Origin of the sequence: Anaerosalibacter massiliensis (assembly GCF_024623155.1) — a bacterium.
In the GTDB taxonomy this organism is placed as follows: Bacteria; Bacillota; Clostridia; order Tissierellales; family Sporanaerobacteraceae; genus Anaerosalibacter; species Anaerosalibacter massiliensis.
Window position 1 is genome coordinate 20,580 of record NZ_JANJZL010000005.1, and the last position, 19,049, is coordinate 39,628.

The 19,049-nt window shown below is 30.2% G+C and carries 22 protein-coding genes and 1 other annotated feature; of the genes, 4 read left to right on the forward strand and 18 right to left on the reverse strand.

Translation table 11 applies throughout. The features are described from left to right. Nucleotides 1–480 precede the first annotated feature (480 nt). The 4 genes from mgtE to NSA23_RS08810 all read right to left on the reverse strand — a co-directional run bounded on the left by mgtE (nucleotide 481) and on the right by NSA23_RS08810 (nucleotide 4,036). Complete coding sequence (gene mgtE / locus NSA23_RS08800; protein WP_042679021.1) at nucleotides 481–1,818, reverse strand: magnesium transporter; 1,338 nt, start codon at nucleotides 1,816–1,818, stop codon at nucleotides 481–483. 212 nt (nucleotides 1,819–2,030) lie between these two features. Next, entirely contained in the window at nucleotides 2,031–3,068 is a 1,038-nt protein-coding gene (locus tag NSA23_RS08805) for an Mrp/NBP35 family ATP-binding protein (protein ID WP_042678975.1), read from the reverse strand. Nucleotides 3,069–3,196: 128 nt separating this feature from the next. After that, on the reverse strand, nucleotides 3,197–3,496 hold the full coding sequence (locus tag NSA23_RS16645) for a HesB-like protein (protein WP_338080904.1): 300 nt from the start codon (nucleotides 3,494–3,496) through the stop codon (nucleotides 3,197–3,199). 144 nt (nucleotides 3,497–3,640) lie between these two features. Next, nucleotides 3,641–4,036: a phage holin family protein gene (locus NSA23_RS08810; RefSeq protein ID WP_042678976.1), complete on the reverse strand. Its 396-nt coding sequence runs from the start codon at nucleotides 4,034–4,036 to the stop codon at nucleotides 3,641–3,643. 154 nt (nucleotides 4,037–4,190) lie between these two features. On the opposite strand from NSA23_RS08810, the gene NSA23_RS08815 reads away from it, so the two are divergent. Then, nucleotides 4,191–4,376 (forward strand): DUF1858 domain-containing protein, encoded by a 186-nt coding sequence (locus NSA23_RS08815; RefSeq protein WP_042678978.1) that lies wholly within the window; start codon nucleotides 4,191–4,193, stop codon nucleotides 4,374–4,376. A gap of 53 nt (nucleotides 4,377–4,429) precedes the next feature. Here NSA23_RS08815 and dhaM read toward each other — a convergent pair whose 3' ends face one another. The 5 genes from dhaM to NSA23_RS08840 all read right to left on the reverse strand — a co-directional run bounded on the left by dhaM (nucleotide 4,430) and on the right by NSA23_RS08840 (nucleotide 7,156). Then, the gene (gene dhaM / locus NSA23_RS08820) at nucleotides 4,430–4,819 is read right to left on the reverse strand and encodes a dihydroxyacetone kinase phosphoryl donor subunit DhaM (RefSeq protein WP_042678979.1); all 390 of its coding nucleotides are present in this window, start codon (nucleotides 4,817–4,819) and stop codon (nucleotides 4,430–4,432) included. A gap of 22 nt (nucleotides 4,820–4,841) precedes the next feature. After that, entirely contained in the window at nucleotides 4,842–5,474 is a 633-nt protein-coding gene (gene dhaL, locus NSA23_RS08825) for a dihydroxyacetone kinase subunit DhaL (RefSeq protein ID WP_246119163.1), read from the reverse strand. A gap of 29 nt (nucleotides 5,475–5,503) precedes the next feature. After that, nucleotides 5,504–6,502: a dihydroxyacetone kinase subunit DhaK gene (dhaK, locus tag NSA23_RS08830; RefSeq protein ID WP_042678981.1), complete on the reverse strand. Its 999-nt coding sequence runs from the start codon at nucleotides 6,500–6,502 to the stop codon at nucleotides 5,504–5,506. Nucleotides 6,503–6,630: 128 nt separating this feature from the next. Beyond that, entirely contained in the window at nucleotides 6,631–6,861 is a 231-nt protein-coding gene (locus NSA23_RS08835; protein WP_042678982.1) for a glutaredoxin family protein, read from the reverse strand. Between the two features lie 67 nt (nucleotides 6,862–6,928). Further along, nucleotides 6,929–7,156, reverse strand: a complete 228-nt coding sequence (locus NSA23_RS08840) for a glutaredoxin family protein (RefSeq protein WP_042678983.1) — start codon at nucleotides 7,154–7,156, stop codon at nucleotides 6,929–6,931. 180 nt (nucleotides 7,157–7,336) lie between these two features. Here NSA23_RS08840 and NSA23_RS08845 point away from each other — a divergent pair, with 180 nt between their 5' ends. Then, entirely contained in the window at nucleotides 7,337–7,624 is a 288-nt protein-coding gene (locus NSA23_RS08845; protein WP_042678984.1) for a late competence development ComFB family protein, read from the forward strand. Between the two features lie 16 nt (nucleotides 7,625–7,640). Here NSA23_RS08845 and NSA23_RS08850 read toward each other — a convergent pair whose 3' ends face one another. From NSA23_RS08850 to metG, 6 genes are read right to left on the reverse strand one after another with little or no spacing between them, the layout of a single operon-like run. Further along, nucleotides 7,641–8,024, reverse strand: coding sequence for an ArsR/SmtB family transcription factor (locus NSA23_RS08850; RefSeq protein ID WP_306419564.1), 384 nt, complete (start codon nucleotides 8,022–8,024; stop codon nucleotides 7,641–7,643). Nucleotides 8,025–8,083: 59 nt separating this feature from the next. Continuing rightward, nucleotides 8,084–9,673, reverse strand: a complete 1,590-nt coding sequence (locus NSA23_RS08855; RefSeq protein WP_257490427.1) for a hypothetical protein — start codon at nucleotides 9,671–9,673, stop codon at nucleotides 8,084–8,086. Nucleotides 9,674–9,701: 28 nt separating this feature from the next. Then, a complete protein-coding gene (rsmA, locus tag NSA23_RS08860; protein WP_276537052.1) occupies nucleotides 9,702–10,526 on the reverse strand; it encodes a 16S rRNA (adenine(1518)-N(6)/adenine(1519)-N(6))-dimethyltransferase RsmA in 825 nt (274 codons plus the stop codon). A gap of 37 nt (nucleotides 10,527–10,563) precedes the next feature. Next, on the reverse strand, nucleotides 10,564–11,109 hold the full coding sequence (gene rnmV, locus NSA23_RS08865; RefSeq protein ID WP_042678988.1) for a ribonuclease M5: 546 nt from the start codon (nucleotides 11,107–11,109) through the stop codon (nucleotides 10,564–10,566). A 20-nt stretch (nucleotides 11,110–11,129) separates the two neighbouring features. Beyond that, nucleotides 11,130–11,900: a TatD family hydrolase gene (locus NSA23_RS08870; RefSeq protein WP_042678989.1), complete on the reverse strand. Its 771-nt coding sequence runs from the start codon at nucleotides 11,898–11,900 to the stop codon at nucleotides 11,130–11,132. 12 nt (nucleotides 11,901–11,912) lie between these two features. Then, nucleotides 11,913–13,862: a methionine--tRNA ligase gene (metG, locus tag NSA23_RS08875; RefSeq protein ID WP_276505450.1), complete on the reverse strand. Its 1,950-nt coding sequence runs from the start codon at nucleotides 13,860–13,862 to the stop codon at nucleotides 11,913–11,915. A gap of 47 nt (nucleotides 13,863–13,909) precedes the next feature. Then, nucleotides 13,910–14,152, reverse strand: a binding site (T-box leader). A gap of 178 nt (nucleotides 14,153–14,330) precedes the next feature. Between metG and NSA23_RS08880 the strand changes: the two genes are divergently transcribed. Beyond that, nucleotides 14,331–14,627: a hypothetical protein gene (locus tag NSA23_RS08880; RefSeq protein WP_042678991.1), complete on the forward strand. Its 297-nt coding sequence runs from the start codon at nucleotides 14,331–14,333 to the stop codon at nucleotides 14,625–14,627. Between the two features lie 281 nt (nucleotides 14,628–14,908). Further along, complete coding sequence (locus NSA23_RS08885; RefSeq protein WP_042678992.1) at nucleotides 14,909–16,009, forward strand: 3D domain-containing protein; 1,101 nt, start codon at nucleotides 14,909–14,911, stop codon at nucleotides 16,007–16,009. Nucleotides 16,010–16,054: 45 nt separating this feature from the next. On the opposite strand, the gene NSA23_RS08890 is transcribed toward NSA23_RS08885, so the two are convergent. From NSA23_RS08890 to NSA23_RS08900, 3 genes are read right to left on the reverse strand one after another with little or no spacing between them, the layout of a single operon-like run. Next, nucleotides 16,055–16,573: a spore maturation protein gene (locus NSA23_RS08890; RefSeq protein WP_042678994.1), complete on the reverse strand. Its 519-nt coding sequence runs from the start codon at nucleotides 16,571–16,573 to the stop codon at nucleotides 16,055–16,057. 1 nt (nucleotide 16,574) lies between these two features. Beyond that, nucleotides 16,575–17,150 (reverse strand): nucleoside recognition domain-containing protein, encoded by a 576-nt coding sequence (locus NSA23_RS08895; RefSeq protein ID WP_042678995.1) that lies wholly within the window; start codon nucleotides 17,148–17,150, stop codon nucleotides 16,575–16,577. Between the two features lie 54 nt (nucleotides 17,151–17,204). Further along, nucleotides 17,205–19,040, reverse strand: a complete 1,836-nt coding sequence (locus NSA23_RS08900; RefSeq protein WP_042678996.1) for an ATP-binding protein — start codon at nucleotides 19,038–19,040, stop codon at nucleotides 17,205–17,207. Between the last annotated feature and the right edge of the window lie 9 nt (nucleotides 19,041–19,049).

Genomic DNA, 19,049 nt, shown 5'->3' on the forward strand with positions numbered 1-19,049 from the left:
AATTTTTATAATAAAATAAAATTATTTAATAATATAACTTGTACAAATTCTTCCTTATGCTAAAAACCAAGTATTAAATTTTCCTTTAAGTGGATTTAGAAATTATAATAAGTTTCTAATAAGTAGTTACGCAATTAATATGCCAAGTAAATGCTGATTTAGGGATAGTAAAAGTGCAGGTTTAACTATAAGCATTTTAAAATATTGAGTATTTTTCCTTTTTTCAGGAAAGAAGTTTATTTTTAATATTTACCATCTACTTAACATCTATATTATAGATGTTTTTCCCCAGTATTTATTTTACAACTAATTCCTAATACTCGAAATGAATATATGAATACATTTTATCTATTTTTTTGAGCAATTTCAATAGTACATTGATATCAATTAAAATATCAAAAATGCCAGGCTGCATTGCCTGGCATTTAACCAATCATCGACTATCCTGATTTACTACATAATAAAATAATTTCAAACATTTTATATGCTTAATATAGAACTAGCTATATAGAAATAAACAAACAAACTTAAAGCATCTACAATTGTTGTAATAAGTGGACCTGCCATTATAGCAGGGTCAATCTTCATTTTTTTAGCTAGTATAGGTAATATACCTCCAATAACTTTCGAAATTATTACAGTTACAACTAAAGTTATTGAAACTGTTAATGCTATATGAAAATTCACTTTTTCTAAATAATATATTCTTAAAAAATTAGTAAAACCTAGCACTAAACCTACAATAATACTTATTCTAAATTCCTTCCATATAACCTTACCTACATCCCTTAACTTTATTTCTCCTAAAGCCAAACCTCTTATTACTAATGTAGAAGATTGACTTCCAGAATTTCCACCAGTGTCCATAAGCATAGGTATAAAAGAAGCCAATAACACAGTAGATTGAAGTACATTTTCATACCTTCTTATAATATTTCCTGTAAATGTCGCTGAAATCATAAGCACCAAAAGCCAAACTATCCTATGTTTTGCCAAAGTAAAAATATTAGTTTCAAGATATTTTTCTTCTGATGGAGCCATAGCAGCCATTTTTTGAAAGTCCTCTGTATTTTCCTGATCTATTACTTCCATTATGTCATCAACAGTTATAATTCCTGTAAGTCTATTTTCTTTATCCACTACTGGAAGAGCTAAAAAACCATATCTTTTAAATACATCTGCTACTACTTCTTGATCATCATGAGTATTTACAAATATTACATCCTCATTCATTATATCCTTTATTTTTTTATCCCCTTCACTTACTACAAGGTTTCTTAAAGATACCAATCCTTCTAATTTTCTATTGGAATCTGTTACATAACATGTATAAACTGTTTCCTTTGTAAGTCCTATTTCTTTTATATGATCTAAAGATTCTTTAACAGTCATTTCTTTTTTAAGATCTACATACTCTATAGTCATTAAACTTCCAGCCGAATCTGGTGGATAATTTAAAAATTGATTTATTAATTTACGTTCATCATAATTGGATTTTAACAAAATCTTCTTCACTACATTAGCAGGCATTTCTTCTAGTAAGTCTATCATATCATCAAAATTTAACTCATCTATAATATATTGTAATTCCTTATCTGTAATACTATCTATTATTTCTTTTTGTTTATCTCTAGGAAAATAAGAAAAAACATCAACTGCTATATCTTTGGGAAGCATTCTAAATAACATTAAGGCTACCGTAATGTCTATTTCTTCCAATACTTCCGCTATATCTATAGCATTTAATTGTAGAAGCTCTTTTCTAAGCTGAATATATTCTTTATTGTTCAATAATTGTACAAATCTTTTTTCGTTAATTTTCAATTTTATCCCCCCTCAGAAGAGCCACAATCAGAGATAATGATTATGGTTCTTCCCTTAATATACAGTTTTTGTCCTAATTCTATCTTCTCCGATAAGGGTCCTGAATCCATAACCATCACCTCTCTTAATAAAAGTCTTCCTCAGGAATGAATATAATATGCTATATACATAGATTATGATAATTTATATGTTTTTTCAAGGATTTTTTAACTTTTTTTTATAATTTTTTCACTAATTTGTTTATAAACTTGCCCTATTTCTGAATTTAAGTCTTTAGTAATTAGGACTCCCTTATCACTTCCTATCCTTATTTCTTTAAGAAGAGGTATTTCTCCTAAAAAATCTACTTCTAATTCCTTGCTTAAAGCTTCTCCTTCACCACTACCAAATATATAATGCTTTTCATCACAATTATCACAGATAAAATAAGACATATTTTCTATAACCCCTAATATCTCTGTATTTGTTTTCTTGGCCATAATTCCTAATCTCTTTGCTACTCCCTTTGCTGTAACTTGTGGTGTAGTAACTATTAAAAATTTAGCTTCTTTAACTTCTTGCATAATACTTAGAGGTATATCTCCAGTTCCTGGTGGCAAATCCAATAATAAATAATCTAAATCTCCCCAATATACTTCCGTTAAAAACTGATTTAAAACTCCAGAAAGCACAGGACCTCTCCAAACCAAGGCCTCATCTTCTCCTACTAAATTTCCCATGGACATAACCTTTACACCTTCTACTGAAATTGGAATAATAATACTTTCATCTACTACTGTAATTTTTTCTTCCTTTATGCCCATTATTTGTGGAATACTATATCCTAATATATCTGCATCTATTAAACCTACGTTATACCCCATATTACTTAAAGTAACAGCTAAGTTAGCAGTTACTGTAGACTTTCCTACTCCACCTTTTCCGCTTCCAATAGCTAATACAGTTGTATTTTGAAAATTATTAAGACTTTCTGGTTTCCCAAAAATACTTTGTTTTTCTATATCTGTCATTTCACCAAATTCGACTTCTACTTCCTTCACTCCGTCTAGAGAAGAAAGCTCATTTACTATATCATCTTTCATTGTATTCTTCATAGGACATGCCATAGTAGTTAAAGCAACTTCTACTTTAACCTTTCCATTTTTTTCCGAAATATTCTTTACCATATTTAGCTCAATTAAATTTTTATTCAGTTCTGGATCATAAACTTTTTTTAATGCTTCAATTATATCTTTTTTATCCAATTAGAATTCCTCCTTCTGTAAATTATATTTTTCTTCCTTTCTTTAATTATATACTACTAATTATATAATTAAATGGGTTTTTGCCCAAAAAACAAAAAAGGTAGGCATTGCCTACCTTTTTTTATTTTTTAACAAGAAGGTCCTCCTCTGCCAGCATTTACTTGGAAGCCCTTTCTCAACCAGCTATTAGAATAATCTATTGTAAAATCACTAAAATTATTAACCATATCCGCATCTAATAAGAAAGTAAAATCATCTACTTTAATTACTTCATCTTCATCTTTTTGCTCATCCAGAGCTATACCAAAACTTGGTCCACCTCAACCAAAACCTGCAACATAAATTCTAAGGTATTTATTTATATCATGTTTTTTCTCTAAAAATTTTCTAAGTTCCTTTGAAGCTTCTTGAGTTATCTCTATAGACATAACAATTCCTCCTTTTCCATATTGTTTTACATATACCCTGTAGTGGTATCTTTAAGCATATGATATAATACTATTTTAAATAAGTCAAGATTTTTTATTCTACCAATAGAAAATCCTCTAGCCAATATTGGCTAGAGGATTTTATTACATAGCTCTTCCTGGAATTATAGCATCTAGTATACCAATAACTAGAGCTCCTATTATAGCTCCCCAAACTGATATATTAAATCCTGGAACAATGAACTTGGTAACGTATAAAATGATTGCAGCAACAATAAAACCTGTAAGTCCCCTCCCAAATGGCGAAGCATCTACACCTGCAATCTTCTGAACTAAATAATCCAATAATGCAATAACAACTGACGCTAAAATAAGACTCCATAATCCATTTATTCTAAATCCAGGAGTTAATAAAGCTGCTATTCCTATTACTATAGCTGTAATAAGAATCCTTAACAATACTTCACCTACAGCACTAGTGTTGTCGTCTCTAGTTTTGGTATCTCTATTTCTATCTTTATTATTATCATTATTATCCATTAAATCACCTCCTTTTATAATGTTCTCCATTATTAATTTTTTTATACAATTGGTTAATTTTTTTAAATTAGATAATGATATAATAATGTTACAATGGGTATAAAATATATGTTAAGATACTCTTAAGAGGATTTTAAAAAGGAGGGTTTTAAAAGTGGAAATAACAAAAGATATGCTAATTGGTGAGTTAATCCGTCAAAAACCTGAAGCTGTAGAAATTCTTATGAGATTTGGCATGGGATGTGTTGGATGTCCATCAAGTCAAATGGAATCTTTAGAAGAAGCTGCTATGGTTCATGGTTTAGACTTAAACCATCTTCTAGAAGCTTTGAATCAATAAAAAAGAAATGTCAAAAGGAGGAGCATATGCTCCTCCTTAGTTTCTTAAAAATTTTATATTTTATTCATATTTTTACTTTCTTCTGCTGACTGCTTTACTTCTTCTAAATTATTTCCTATAGATGCTTGAACTGCAGCTACTACAGCACCCTCTACTATAGGTCCATTAGCTATTAGTACTTTTTTTTGTAAATCTTCATCTAACATATCTATTGCAAGCTGAGCATTCATCACTGCACTTCCCAAATCTGCAAATACTAAAACTCCATCTCCATCATTTGCCTTTTCTATTGATTCTTTTATTTTAATGGCATCAGTACCTATTCTTCCATCATCTGTTCCACCTGCCGATAAAACTTTCACATCTCCAGCCATTTGGCTACTTAATTCAACTACACCTTCTGATATCTTACTACTATGAGAAACTATAACAATTCCTACCATTTCTAACCTCCTCTAAATATAACTAAATTTCATCTAATGTTTTCCATATAGTTTTTAACAATAAGTAACTAGAGGTAGCTCCTGGATCCTGGTGTCCTATACTTCTTTCTCCTAAATAACTAGCCCTTCCTTTTTTAGCAATTATTTCTTTTGTGTACTCTACACCTTCATAGGCTGCTTTTTGAGCATTATAAGATGCCTTCACTATATCTTCTCCATTTTCAATAGAATCTTTAAAATCTTCATAAGCAGGAATCAAAGCATCTAACATAGTTTTATCCCCTTTTTCTGCTTTTCCTCTCATTTTAACACCCTTTATAGCCTCATCAAATATAGCTACTGCATCCTCTTCATTTATTTCCATCTTATCTTGTACTACTGCTGCTCCCTTCAGAAAGACTGTTCCATACAGTGGTCCTGAAGCACCACCTACTTTAGAAATTAAAACCATAGCTACAGTTTTTAAAATAGTTCCACAATCTTTTTCTTTTAAACTTGGTAATTTTTCCAATACTGCACTAAAGCCTTTATCCATATTGATACCATGATCTGAGTCTCCTATTTTTGCATCTAATTCTGTAAGATAATCTTTGTTTTCTTTTATAGTATTGACCATATTTTCTATTATTCTTAATAATATATCTGATGTTATCAAAATATCACCTCTTTACTGTTATTTAAATTTTAAACTATTTTAAGGGCTGGTGTATTTGCTTTAAAATCTAAAAGTTCTTTTAATTCTTCGTCTAGCTTCAATACAGTAATTGAAAAACCTGCCATTTCCAATGAGGTCATTACGTTTCCAACCAATGTTTTATATATATTAATGTTCTTTCCCTCTAACAACTCATGTACTTCTCTATTTACAATATACAACTCCATGAGGGGAGTTCCACCTAAACCATTAACTAATACTGCTACCTCTTCTTTTTCTCCAATTTCTATATCTTCTAATATTTTATCTAAAAGTAGTTTTGTAATCTCATTTGCATTCATTATCTTTCTTTTATAAATTCCTGGCTCTCCATGAATACCCAACCCCACTTCCATTTCATCTTCTTCCAACTCAAAACTAGGCTTTCCTGCTTGTGGTACTATACATGGAGTGAGGGACATTCCCATAGATCTAGTGTTTGCAATGACTTTTTCTGCAACTCTTTTTACATCTTCTAAATCCATTCCCTTTTCTGCTGCTGCGCCAGCCAATTTATGAACTAAGACTGTACCAGCTATTCCTCTTCTTCCTGTAGTATAAGTACTATCTTCTACTGCTACATCATCATTTACAACTACGGTTTCTACCTTTATTCCTTCCATTTCTGCCATATCTTTAGCCATTTCAAAATTCATTACATCTCCAGAATAATTCTTTATTATTAAAAGTACTCCCTCTTCACCACCTACTGCTTTTATAGCTTCAAATACTTGATCTGGAGTAGGTGATGTAAATACTTCTCCTGCTACTGCTGCATCTAGCATACCTTCTCCTACAAATCCTCCATGAGATGGTTCGTGTCCGCTTCCTCCACCACTTACAAGAGCTACTTTTCTTTTTGCTGGTGAGTTCTTCCTTACTAACACATCAAACCCTTCTAGCCTCCTTAAATGTTCTGGATGGGCTTTAGCAATTCCATTGAGCATCTCATCTACAACATTCTTAGGATTATTAATAATTTTTTTCACAATAATACCCCCTATGCTTTATATTATTATTATTTTACCCTTTTTCATTAACAAATCTACATTAAAAGAAAAAAAGGAAAGGTTCATCAACCCCTCCTTTTTCTCTATCTCTCACCTTTTATTATTCATTATAGATTAAGTAGCTCATCTAATCTTGCTCTGTCAAATCCTACAATTTCTTCTCCATCAACTAATATTACTGGAACTCCCATATGTCCCATAGACATTAATTCTTTTCTAGCATTTACATCTCTTTGAACATTTTTTTCTGTATATGATACCCCGTTTTGGGAAAGATAGTCTTTCGCTGCTACACAATGTGGACATGTGTCTGTTGAATAAACTGTTACATTTGCCATTTAAAATTCCTCCTTTTATTTTCTATATACATTATACCCCCTATGGGTATCTTTGTCAAGGCTATTTTTAACCTATAGCCCTATCTATTCTAGACTTATCAAATCCTACTATTTCTTCGTCATCAATTAATATTACTGGAACTGTGCGATATCCCATAGACAATAATTCTTGTTTTGCTTGAGAGTTTTCTTGAACATTCTTTTCATCATATTTTATACCTTTTTTCAAAAAATATTCTTTTGTTTTAATGCAATAAGGACATGCATTAGCGGTATAAATAGTTATATTTTTCATTTCCAAATCTCCTCTCACAATTTTACCCTAATATTATATCGGTTATTTTTATAGTACCCGATAAATGTATATTTAATCAACTAAAAATAAAATAATATAGGTCTTTCTTCCTATTGTTTGTAGTTCTTAAGCATTATATGTTATAATATTAAAGTACCATTGTAGAAAGGTTGGGATCTAATGGTAAAAAATTATATGGAAATACTAGTATCAGAAACCATTGATGATGTTATCAAGGATTATGATATTTGTACCTGTGATGATTGTTTAAATGATATTAAATCTATTGCACTTAACAATCTGCCTCCAGTGTACTTTTTATCTTCTACAGATGAAAGTCAAAAAAAAGCCTTTCTTTTAGATAGACAAAGAAAAATATCTGTACTTGCAAAAGTTGCTGAAGCTATACAAATTGTCTCAAAGAAATCTCATATTGAATATAGCAAAAAAATGAGGAAAAGTATTTAGCCTCATTTTTTTGCTATTACTGATGATTAACATGATCAAGTCCTTGGCTAAATAGTTCTAATACATGATGATCATCTAATGAATATATAACCATTTTACCTTCTTTTCTAAACTTAACTAAATTTAAATTTCTAAGCATCCTTAAATGATGAGATATGGCTGATTGAGTCATGTCCAAAAGTTGAGCTATATCACATACACATAGAGGACTCTTTGAAAGAACATATATTATTTTAAGTCTAGTAGGATCTGACAATGCTTTAAAAATTTCAGAAAGAAGCTTTATTTTCTGTTCTTCTATCATACTATTTTTTATTTTTTCTAATTTGTCATCATTTGTTGCACTCACTTCACATATTTTCTTAGGTTCTTTAGTTTTTTTCAATTTTTTATACTGCAAAACTGCAGTCTATCCCCCTTTCAAAAAAGGTTATATGTATATTATTATACCATACTTTGCTAATATGGTGGTGTCATAGGGTTTAATGGATAAATAACTTTTCTCATCAGTGGATCTATATACATAATCCAATAGCCAAAGCCATTTTCAGACTCATACCAAGTATTAAATCCTGTTACTCCTCTAAAAGGATGTTCTAATGAATCAAACCTTCCAGGCACACCATAAAGATAGTATTTTATTTCTTTTTCATCTCTATATATTCCAAATAAATAATGACTATATTTTTTTATTAGTGCATGGCAAGTAGCAACTTCTTGCATAAAAGGATAATTATCATAAGTATTAAATAAATAATTATAAAAAGGTAAAAATCCTCTGTGTATGTTTCCTCCATCATAATTTATCTCCCACCAGTCATAACCTTTTAATTCTATTCTAAAAGGATTTACATATGGAAAAAATCTTAAAATACTTAATATATATTCAGACATTTGTTCTTTATAATCTAGTCTTTTCATATATTCTATGTGATTTTGATCATAGTTAGGTTCAATTTTTATATCTTCTTCAGCTTTTTCAAATTCCAATTCTTTTATTGGTTCTTCTTCTATCTCTTCTACTTCCTTGTCTATTTTTACATTATCAACTTTATAGTCATCATTAGCACCTTCTGTAAATGCTTCTATATTATCTTCTTCAAACTTCTCTTCTGTTTCTTCTACTTTCTCTCTTTCTTCTACATTATTCATTTCATAGTCCTTATCAATATCTTCTGTAAATTCTTCTACATTATCTTCTTCAAACTCCTCTTCTATTTCTTCTACTTTCTCATTTTCTTCTACATTATTCATTTTATAGTCGTTGTCAATATCTTCTATAAATTCTTCTACATTATCTTCTTCAAGCTCTTCTTCTATTTCTTCTACTTTCTCATTTTCTTCTACATTATTCATTTTATAGTCGTTATCAATATCTTCTATAAATTCTTCTACATTATCTTCTTTAAGCTCTTCTTCTATTTTTTCTACTTTCTCATTTTCTTCTACATTATCTTCTTTATAATCATCATCAGTATCTTCCACATTGATTTCCTCAAACTTTTCTTCATAATCTAGAGGAGAATTTTCCATAAATATTTCAGGTTCTTCTTCTACTTCTTTCAAATTTTCTTCTAATTCTTCCTTCTCATCTAACTTTTCTGATATTTCCTCTTTACCTTCATCTAGCATTTCTCTTTCATCTGTTAAGTCAGAAATATACTGATCTACTACTCCATTGTCCTTATTAATATAACCTGTCAACAATACATTTATACCCTTCCTTATAACCAATGCATTGAATTTGTCAATAGAATAATTAGACCTTTCTATATTTCTTGGATTAAATTTTTTCTCAAATCTTCCTTTTCCTCTACTATTAGTAATAATTCTACCTAAGTTTACTTCTATAATATCTCCTTTTTCTAACCCAACTAAATAGATGGTATAGCTACTTTCTTTTTCTCCTTTATCTACATTTATGCTTATTTTCCCAATATTTTCTCTTGCTTCCAATAATCCATGTCCTTTAGGCCTTATTCTTTGTATATTAGTAAACTCTTCTTTTAAAATAAAAAACTTTCTAGTGTATACGAAACTTTCAGACAAGAGAAACCCCCCTTTTTAAATCCTATTATTAATATATGTTAAAGGGAGGTAATATTGCACTAATCTTTGAAAATTCTTCAATTGTTAAATTTTCTGCTCTTAATTTAGAATCTATACCTGATTTATCAAGTGTATCTCTTATAATATCTTTTTCTATTTTCAATCCTGATGAAAGAGAATTTAATATGGTTTTTCGCCTTTGGGAAAAGGCAGCTTTCACTACTTTAAAAAATCTTTCTCTGTTTTCTAATTCTAGTTTCTCTTTTCTAATTTTAAGCTCTATAACAGCAGAATCTACATTGGGACTAGGCATGAAAGCAGTTTTAGGAACAGAAAAGATTATTTCGGGTTCTGTATAGTATTGAACAAATACTGACAAGGAACCATAATCTTTAGTTCCTGGACTAGCCTTCATTCTTTCTGCTACTTCATATTGTACCATGACTAATATACTATCTATATCCAATTCATCTTCTAAAAGCTTTCCAATTATAGGAGTAGTAATATAATAGGGAAGATTGGCTACAACTTTTATATTTTCATTTTTAAATTTCTCCTTAAATAATTTAGGTAAATCTATTTTCAAAATATCTCCTGATACTATTTCAACGTTATAGCAATCTTTCAACGTCTCATCTAATATAGGTATTAAAGCTTTATCCAGCTCTACTGCCACTACTTTATTAGCTCTAGAACTAAGTTCTTCTGTAAGAGTACCTATTCCAGGGCCTATTTCTAATATATCATCTTTCTTAGACACCTGTCCTTCTTCACATATTTTCCTTAAAATATTTCCATCTATGAGAAAATTCTGTCCTAGGCTTTTAGAAAATTTAAAATTATATTTACTCATGATCTCCCTTATATAGCTAGGGGAATAAAGTTTCTTTTTATCCATCTTCCCTATTCATCCTCTCTACACCATCTAAAAACTCTCTTCTACTAACTCCATAATTATTCAACCTATTTAAAAACTGCTTAGAATTTGCATATCCTATACCTAGTATTTTGCCAAGGTATTCTCTTCTCTTTCTTGAACTTTCCATTCCAACTAAACCATATTTAATTAAATCTTCTTTAGAAAATTCTTCTCTTTTCTTTGTAACTACAGGTCTAGCATTTTTTAACGCTTCAAGAATATCATCAGGGTTAGCATTTTCAACACCTATATCACCTTTTTTCAAAGCTTTTCCTCTAGGTAAAAAAGCATGTTTACAATTTTTAAGATTATTTGATATTTCTCTTCTTATTTTATCTCCTGCAAAATCCGGATCTGTAAGGATGATCACTCCCCGCTTTTCAGATATTCTTTTTAATCTATCTAAAAACTCTTCATTAAATCCATAGCCACCAGTAGCTATAATTTCTGCTTCTACTGCTTTTTTAACTGCTTGAATATCATCTCTACCTTCCACTACTATTATTTCCTTAATCAAAACAACATCTCCTCATAGATTTAATCTATATTGAATAATTTCTTTGTATTCTCACTAGTTATCCTTCCTACATCTTCAAAACTCATACCTCTAATTTCAGCTATCATACTTGCTACATGTCTTACATATAGTGGTTCATTTCGCTTCCCCCTATGAGGCTCTGGAGTAAGATATGGAGAATCCGTTTCAACAAGAAGTCTATCAATTGGTACTGTTTTAGCTACTTCTCTTGGTTTTCTTGCATTTTTAAATGTAACAGGACCTGCAAGAGATATATAAAATCCTAAATCTACATAATCTTTAGCCATCTCTGCACTTCCAGAATAACAATGTAAAACTCCTCTTAATTTCCCATCTGCTGCTTCCTCTTTTATAATATCAAAAGTTTCCTGGTCTGCATCTCTTGAATGGACTACAATAGGCATATCTAGTTCCTTTGCTAATTTTATTTGTTCAATAAATCTTTTTCTTTGAATATCTCTAGGAGAGTTGTCATAGTGAAAATCTAGTCCTATTTCTCCTATGGCTACTACCTTATCTCTATTTGCAAAAGCCCTTAAAACTTCTATAGTACTATCATCCATTTCTTTTGCCGAGTGGGGATGAACCCCCACTGCAGCATATATATTTTCATATTCTTCAGCTAGTTTAACGGACTTTATGCTAGTAGAGATATCAGCACCTATATTAATTACTAGGGATATATCATTTTCTTCTAAAGATTTAATTAACCTATCCCTGTCCTTGTTAAATCTTTTATCATCTAAATGTGCATGACTATCTATAAGCATATTTACACCTCTCTACTCAATTTTTGCACCAGAAGGTATATCTTCTAAAGTACTTACCAATGTAAGTTTACCTTCTTCCTCTGCAGCTAATATCATACCATGAGATTCTTCTCCTCTCAACTTAACAGGTTTTAAATTGGCTACAAGTACTACTTTTTTACCTATTAAATCTTCTGAACCATAGTATTTTTTAATACCCGATACTACCTGCCTTGTTTCTTCTCCTACCTTCAATTTTAGTATCAATAGTTTATCTGCATTTGGATGATCTTTAACTTCCAATACCTCTGCTACTTTTAAATCTACTTTAGCAAAATCATCAATAGTTATATAGTCTGTTTCTTCTGTTTTTTCCACTTCTTCTTTCTTATTTTTTTTAGCTCTTTCTTTTATAAGCTTGTCATTAGCTTTATTCAATCTTTCTAACTCTTTTTTAATATCTAATCTTGGAAATATTGGTTTACCTTTTTTAACCTTATCTCTAAATACAATTATACCCCATTTTTTAGAGTCTTCCCATAAAATATCTTCATTTGAAATTCCCAATTGTCTCCTTATTTCATCGGAAGTCCTTTCCATGAAAGGCCTAATTAATATAGATATGATTCTTAAACTTTCACATAGATTATAAAGAACAGTATCTAATCTTTCTTTATGCCCTTCTTTTGCCAATATCCATGGAGTCGTCTCATCTATATATTTATTAGTCCTTCTTATAAGCTTCCATATTTCTTCTAGTGCACCACTGAAATTTAATTTATCCATTTTTCCTTCTACAATATCTGCTACATTTATAGCCACTTCTCTTAAATCTACATCAAATTCACCAAGCATTATTGGCTCTGGAATACTTCCATCATTGTATTTTTCTACCATAGTTATTGTTCTACTTACTAAATTTCCTAAATCATTAGCTAGATCTGAATTTACTCTCACTAAAAATTTCTCTCTAGAAAAAGAACCGTCTTGACCAAAAGAAAATTCTCTCAAAAGAAAATATTTGAATACATCTACTCCATACAGTTCAATAATTGGTTCTGGATATATTATATTCCCTTTGGACTTTGACATCTTATCATCTTCAAACAATATCCAACCATGGCCAAATACTTTTTTAGGAAGTTCTATATCCAATGCCATTAATACAGCTGGCCATATGATAGTATGGAATCTAACTATTTCTTTTCCTACCAAATGAACATCACAAGGCCAATACTCTTTGAATTTCTTATCATTATTAGTTCCATATCCCAAAGCACTTATATAGCAAAGAAGTGCATCTAACCATACATATACTACATGTTCTGAATTGAAAGGCACTTTAATACCCCAATCAAAAGTAGTTCTAGATACACAAAGATCTTCTAAGCCTTCTTTTAAAAAGTTATTTAACATTTCATTCTTTCTAGATTCGGGTTGTAAAAACTCTGGATTCTCTTCAAATAATTTTATTAAATCGTCCCTATACTTAGACAATCTGAAAAAATAAGCTTCTTCCTCTGTCCATTCTACCTTCCTTCCACAGTCTGGACATTTTCCATCTTCTAACTGGGTTTCTGTCCAAAAAGCTTCACATGGTGTACAATACCATCCATTATAATTAGATTTATATATATCTCCTTGTTCATATAATTGGTTAAATACCTTTTTAACTACTTTTTCATGTTCCATATCAGTAGTTCTTACAAACTCATCATAGGATATATCTAGGATTTCCCAAAGTTTTTTAATATCCTTAACTATTCCATCAACATATTCTTTTGGAGTCTTACCACTTTCTAAAGCTTTTTGTTGTATTTTTTGTCCATGCTCATCTGTTCCAGTTACAAACAATGCATTGTAGCCCATTAATTCTTTAAATCTTTTTAAAGAATCTGCTGCTACAGTTGTATAAGTATGACCTATATGAAGATTGTCACTTGGATAATAAATAGGTGTGGTTATATAATAATTCTTCTTCAATATACTCCCTCCTTAAATTTATATATAAAAAAACCTTCTTCTCTAAAAATAGAGACGAAGGTTTTGTTCGTGGTACCACTCTAGTTTGCTCAAACTTTACAGTTAGAGCCTTAATAGGTTACATAAATATAACCTTGCAATTTTAACGGCTGCAAACCCGTTATAGCCTACTTAAAATTCAGCTACAAGGTTCAAAGACCATCTTCAGTTTATTCTTAAATACTGGCTTTCACCTGCTCCAGCTCTCTTTAATTTAAGTTTAAACCTACTCTTCTTATCATTACCTTTAAATTAAATCTATATAAAATTAAAATCATATATTTTTTTAAAACTTATATATATTAATTATACCCTATTTATCTAGTAAATATATAGCAATATAAAGAATTTGTCAAGGTTTTAGCTATCACATTTTTGACCACATACATATAATATTATTAACTATAAAAAATAAAGGAGTTGTTTTTTATGTATCCAGATATTAACCCAGATCCTTGTATGCCTGTAGTACCACCAATGTATCCAATGGATCCTTATATGCCAGACTATCCTATATATGAGCCTCCATACTATATGGACCCATCAATGGATTGTCCTATGATGGATCCAATGGTTAGGCAATGTATAGCTGTATGTATGAGGCAATGTGGAAGGTATATGTACCCAATGGATTATCCTATGGAATCAAATCAGATGAAAAATGTTTTGCCAGAAGAATTAGATAGTATTCCTACAAATCCGTCTAATACTGATGATATAGAGTAATTGGTCCATATTTCTTAAAAAAACTAAATTCTTTTTAACTTTTGTGAATAAGGCTCTCGAGTTTTCATTGAAATCATGGGATTCGAGAGCAATAAGTTTTTTTGAAAAATCATTTCTACTCTCTAACTATTTAAGAATATCTTTTTATAAAACTGGTTATAATAGCAGTTCATAGGGTCTTTTTGCAAATTTAAAAAAGATTTAGAAAACTCATCAAAAAATTTGACAAATTATTTTATTTAAACTAGAATACTATACAGCAAACCAGAGGAGGGAAAATAATGGAAGATAATTCAGGGTTTCATAATCGCCATCTGAAAACTTTAACTATCCTCGCTATTGCAGCCATGCTTGTTTTTGGCATTTATAAGAAAGAGACAAAAGAAATTACTATTAGCATAGATGAAAACAAAATTATAGTGAAAACATTAAAGGGTACAGTAGGGGAGCTGCTTGAAAAAGAAGATATTAAAGTAGAAGAAGGAGGATACTTACATCCTAAATCTGATACTAAGTTAAAAGATGGAGATGAAATTATAATCAAAAACCCAAAAACTTATAAAATTAAATTGGGGAAAAAGATTACTGAAATGCAATCTACAGAAAATATAGTAAAAGACATATTAAAAGATCTAGATATCAAATTAGGCAACAAAGATTATACTTATCCTGATTTAGATAAAAAGGTTGAGCCTAAAACTCAAATTGAAATAGTTCAGATTAGTGAAACAATTGATACAGTAAAAGATGACATACCTTTTGAAAATATTGTTGAAGATAATATTAAGTTAGAAAAAGGTAAATCAAATATTGTTCAAGAAGGAAAAAATGGAGTTAAGGAAACTAAGATTAAAAAAATCTTCAAAAATGGAGACTTAGTATCAGAAGATATAATTTCTGAAGAAGTAGTATCAGCTCCTGTAGCAAAGATAGTTGAAAAAGGTACAAAAGAAATTCAAAAACCAAAGACTATACAAGTCGCTTCTAGAGGAGGGGGAACTCCTACTAGAAGAAATGCTGTTAAAGCACAAAACGTAAATAAAAAAGGCAATATGAGATATAAAAAAGCCTTTACTGTAGTAGCAACAGCTTATGACTTATCTTTTGCAAGCTGTGGAAAAAATCCAGGAGATCCAGGCTATGGGCTTACTGCATCAGGTACTCAAGTAAGACCCGGAGTAGTATCAGTAGACCCTAATGTTATTCCACTAGGAACCAAACTTTATATTGAATCTCTTGATAGTACTAGCGATTATGGCTTTGCTGTAGCTGAAGATACAGGTGGTGCAATTAAAGGAAATAGAATTGACCTATTCTTCCCTAGTAGTACACAAGTTAGAAACTTTGGAAGAAGACCAGTAAAAGTCTATATTCTTGAATAAAAAAGGTTTGTTAAAATAGATTTGGCTCTTGCCAAGTCTATTTTTTTAAAAAAATATATTGCATATGAATATAGTTGCAAAAATTGATGCTATATAGGATATGAGAGCTGCCTTTAAGGTATGTCTATGGTCTTTTATACCTATGGAGCCAAAATATATAGCCATAGTATAAAAAATTGTCTCAGAAGAACCTACCATAATTGAAGCCACTCTACCCTGATAAGAATCTGGTCCATAATCCTCTATTATGGATTTAACTGCAGCTAATGCTCCACTCCCTGATATAGGACGAAGAAGTAGAAGAGGAAAAACTTCCTCTGGAAACCCTATTAACTTCATAACAGGGTTAAATATATATATAATCATGTCCATAGCTTGAGAACTTTTAAATATACCTATGGATACGAGAATTGCTATTAAATAAGGCATTATCTTTAAAGAAGTCTTTAATCCTTCCTTAGCTCCTTCTATAAAAGAATTATATATATCAATATTTTTTATATACCCATAAATAAGAATAATTAACACTAAAAATGGAATTAATGCTGACGAAAATATATCCATATCAATACCTCTCTTCAAGAAATTTTACAGCTAATATTCCTACTATGGTAGAAATAGATGTAGCAATGATACCTGGACCTACAATCTCAGAAGGATTTACAGAACCATAATCATATCTAATTTTAAGTACAGTTAAAGGTACTAATTGAACAGATGACATATTTATTACTAAAAACATACACATAGCATTGGTAGCTCTTTTTTTATTCCTATTTAAACTATTCATTTCCTTCATTGCTTTCAGTCCAAAAGCTGTAGCACCATTTCCTACCCCAAACATATTGGCAATAAGATTCATAATAATCCATCTTTCTGCTGGATGATCCTTGGGAATTTCAGGAAACAGGAATCTTATAATAGGTCTTAAACCAAGAGAAAGCTTTTTTAAAAGACCTGATTCTTCTGCTATATTCATTATTCCAAGCCAAAAAGACATAATTCCTATAATGCTTATGCAAAACATAACCCCTTCCTGTGCTTCTTGTAATATAACATTATTTATTTCTACTAAAGTACCATTAAATATAGAATATATTATTCCTATGGAAATTAATAAAAACCATATAGTATTTAACATAGAAAAACTCTCCTTCCAATAAAATATATGAAAGAAGAGTCTTTATAATAACTTTTATTTATACATATCTCCAAATGGAGTTGATACTTTTTCAATTCTACCCTGTGCTGCTAAACCTTCTAATCTTTCTTTAAATCGATTCATGTCTAATACTTCACCAGTTTCTTTTTCTATCTCCGCTAATGTAGAAAGAATTTGTGAATCATTTATAGGAAGCTTATCTTTTATTAATCTGTAAAATTTATCTTCTCGTTCTTTGCTATAATTTAAAAGTTCATCAAAAGGATTTTCGGTATGAGGACTAGAAGTTTTTGAAGCTCTAATTCTTACATATATGGTTCTTCCCATAGTTGCTGAAGATATAAATACATCTCCAGATTGTAAATAAGGTAACCTCCTTGCTTCTTCCTCTGTAATATCCGTTTCTTCTTTTATAGTCTGAATATCAGATGCCCTTACAGTTCTAAATATAAATTTAGTATTTAATTGGGCAGTAATAGTCTCTTCTAATAAAGTAGGTCTTTGAGTTGCTAGTATTAAAAATACCCCATATTTTCTACCTTCTTGAGATATTTCTTTAAGTATAGACTTTGAGGGAGAATCATAGCCTTTTGGTGCAAAGTTATGGGCTTCATCTGTAACTATTACAAATGGTGGAAAATACTCTGCTGTAGTATGCTTATATTCAGCATCTTTAAAATCCCTTCTCCTATGGTATAAATTATTTAAAAGATAAGTACTAAATACTTGCAACATTCTAGTGCTACCTTGTATGACTATGAGCTTTCCCATCTTTAGTCCTTCTTCTATTTCATGTATATCATTAGAAAATATCCCCTCATTTTCTAACCTCTTTAATCTCCAGAAAATTCCCCTTACTGAACTATAAGGACAGGTCTTATCATATGTTTCGTATAACTCTTTTCTCATTTTCCATCCATCTTTTTCTGCATCAGTTGTACTTTCTTCAATCCTTCTTCTTATTTTATCTGGAGAACCTTCTTCCTGAGCTTCTGAAAGCATCTTTAATCTATCATGAAAACTTTGAAAAGAATCATTCTTTTTAAATAATATATCCACTACATTGTTCATAGCATCTGTTAAAGGACTTGAAGCATCTAAAAGATTTTTTAAATCCTTAGGATTTAACTCCTCAAATCTAACTCCAACATGATATCCCACTTGAAGGCATTTAAATCTCTCACTAAAATCCTCCACTTCATCTTTAGGCATATAATCTTGGCTTTCAGAGAAATCCATTTCAAAATGTGGATCTAGGATTATAGTAGGTATATTTAGCTTCATAAGCTCTTCAAGTACTACCCTGAGACCAAAAGATTTACCAGAACCAGACCCACCAAAAACACCAATATGGGGATATTGATGCATAGATCTTAAATTAAATATAAAAGGAATACCTTTTTGAGCTTTGAGCTTTCCATCTTCAAATAAATAAAGTAGATTTTTAAATTCTTCATCCATATCTTTTTCCATCTGATCTGTGTTTTTAATAGCACCAAGAACTAATCCTTCTTCACTTGTAGATTTCACCATTAAATCTTTAACTTCACTAAATTTAGGTATTCTTATATCTGAACCTGTTTCTATTGGATATTGGGCTTCATTTAAAAGTCTTACCTTAGCAATATATATAGTATCTTCATCTACATTATAACCTATAGCTTTTAAGGATTCTAATACAGATGCATCTACTAAATCTCCATTTATATTCAAAGGTATGTATCTATTATAAGTTTTGGCTTCTACTACCTCTCCCATTAAATCGCCTTGATATTCATCCATTATGATTAAAAATTCATTTATTCTAAAGTTTCTATCTTTTGAACCAATATATACCTCTTGCTGAGTTGTAACTCCTACAACTTTCATACAATCTCC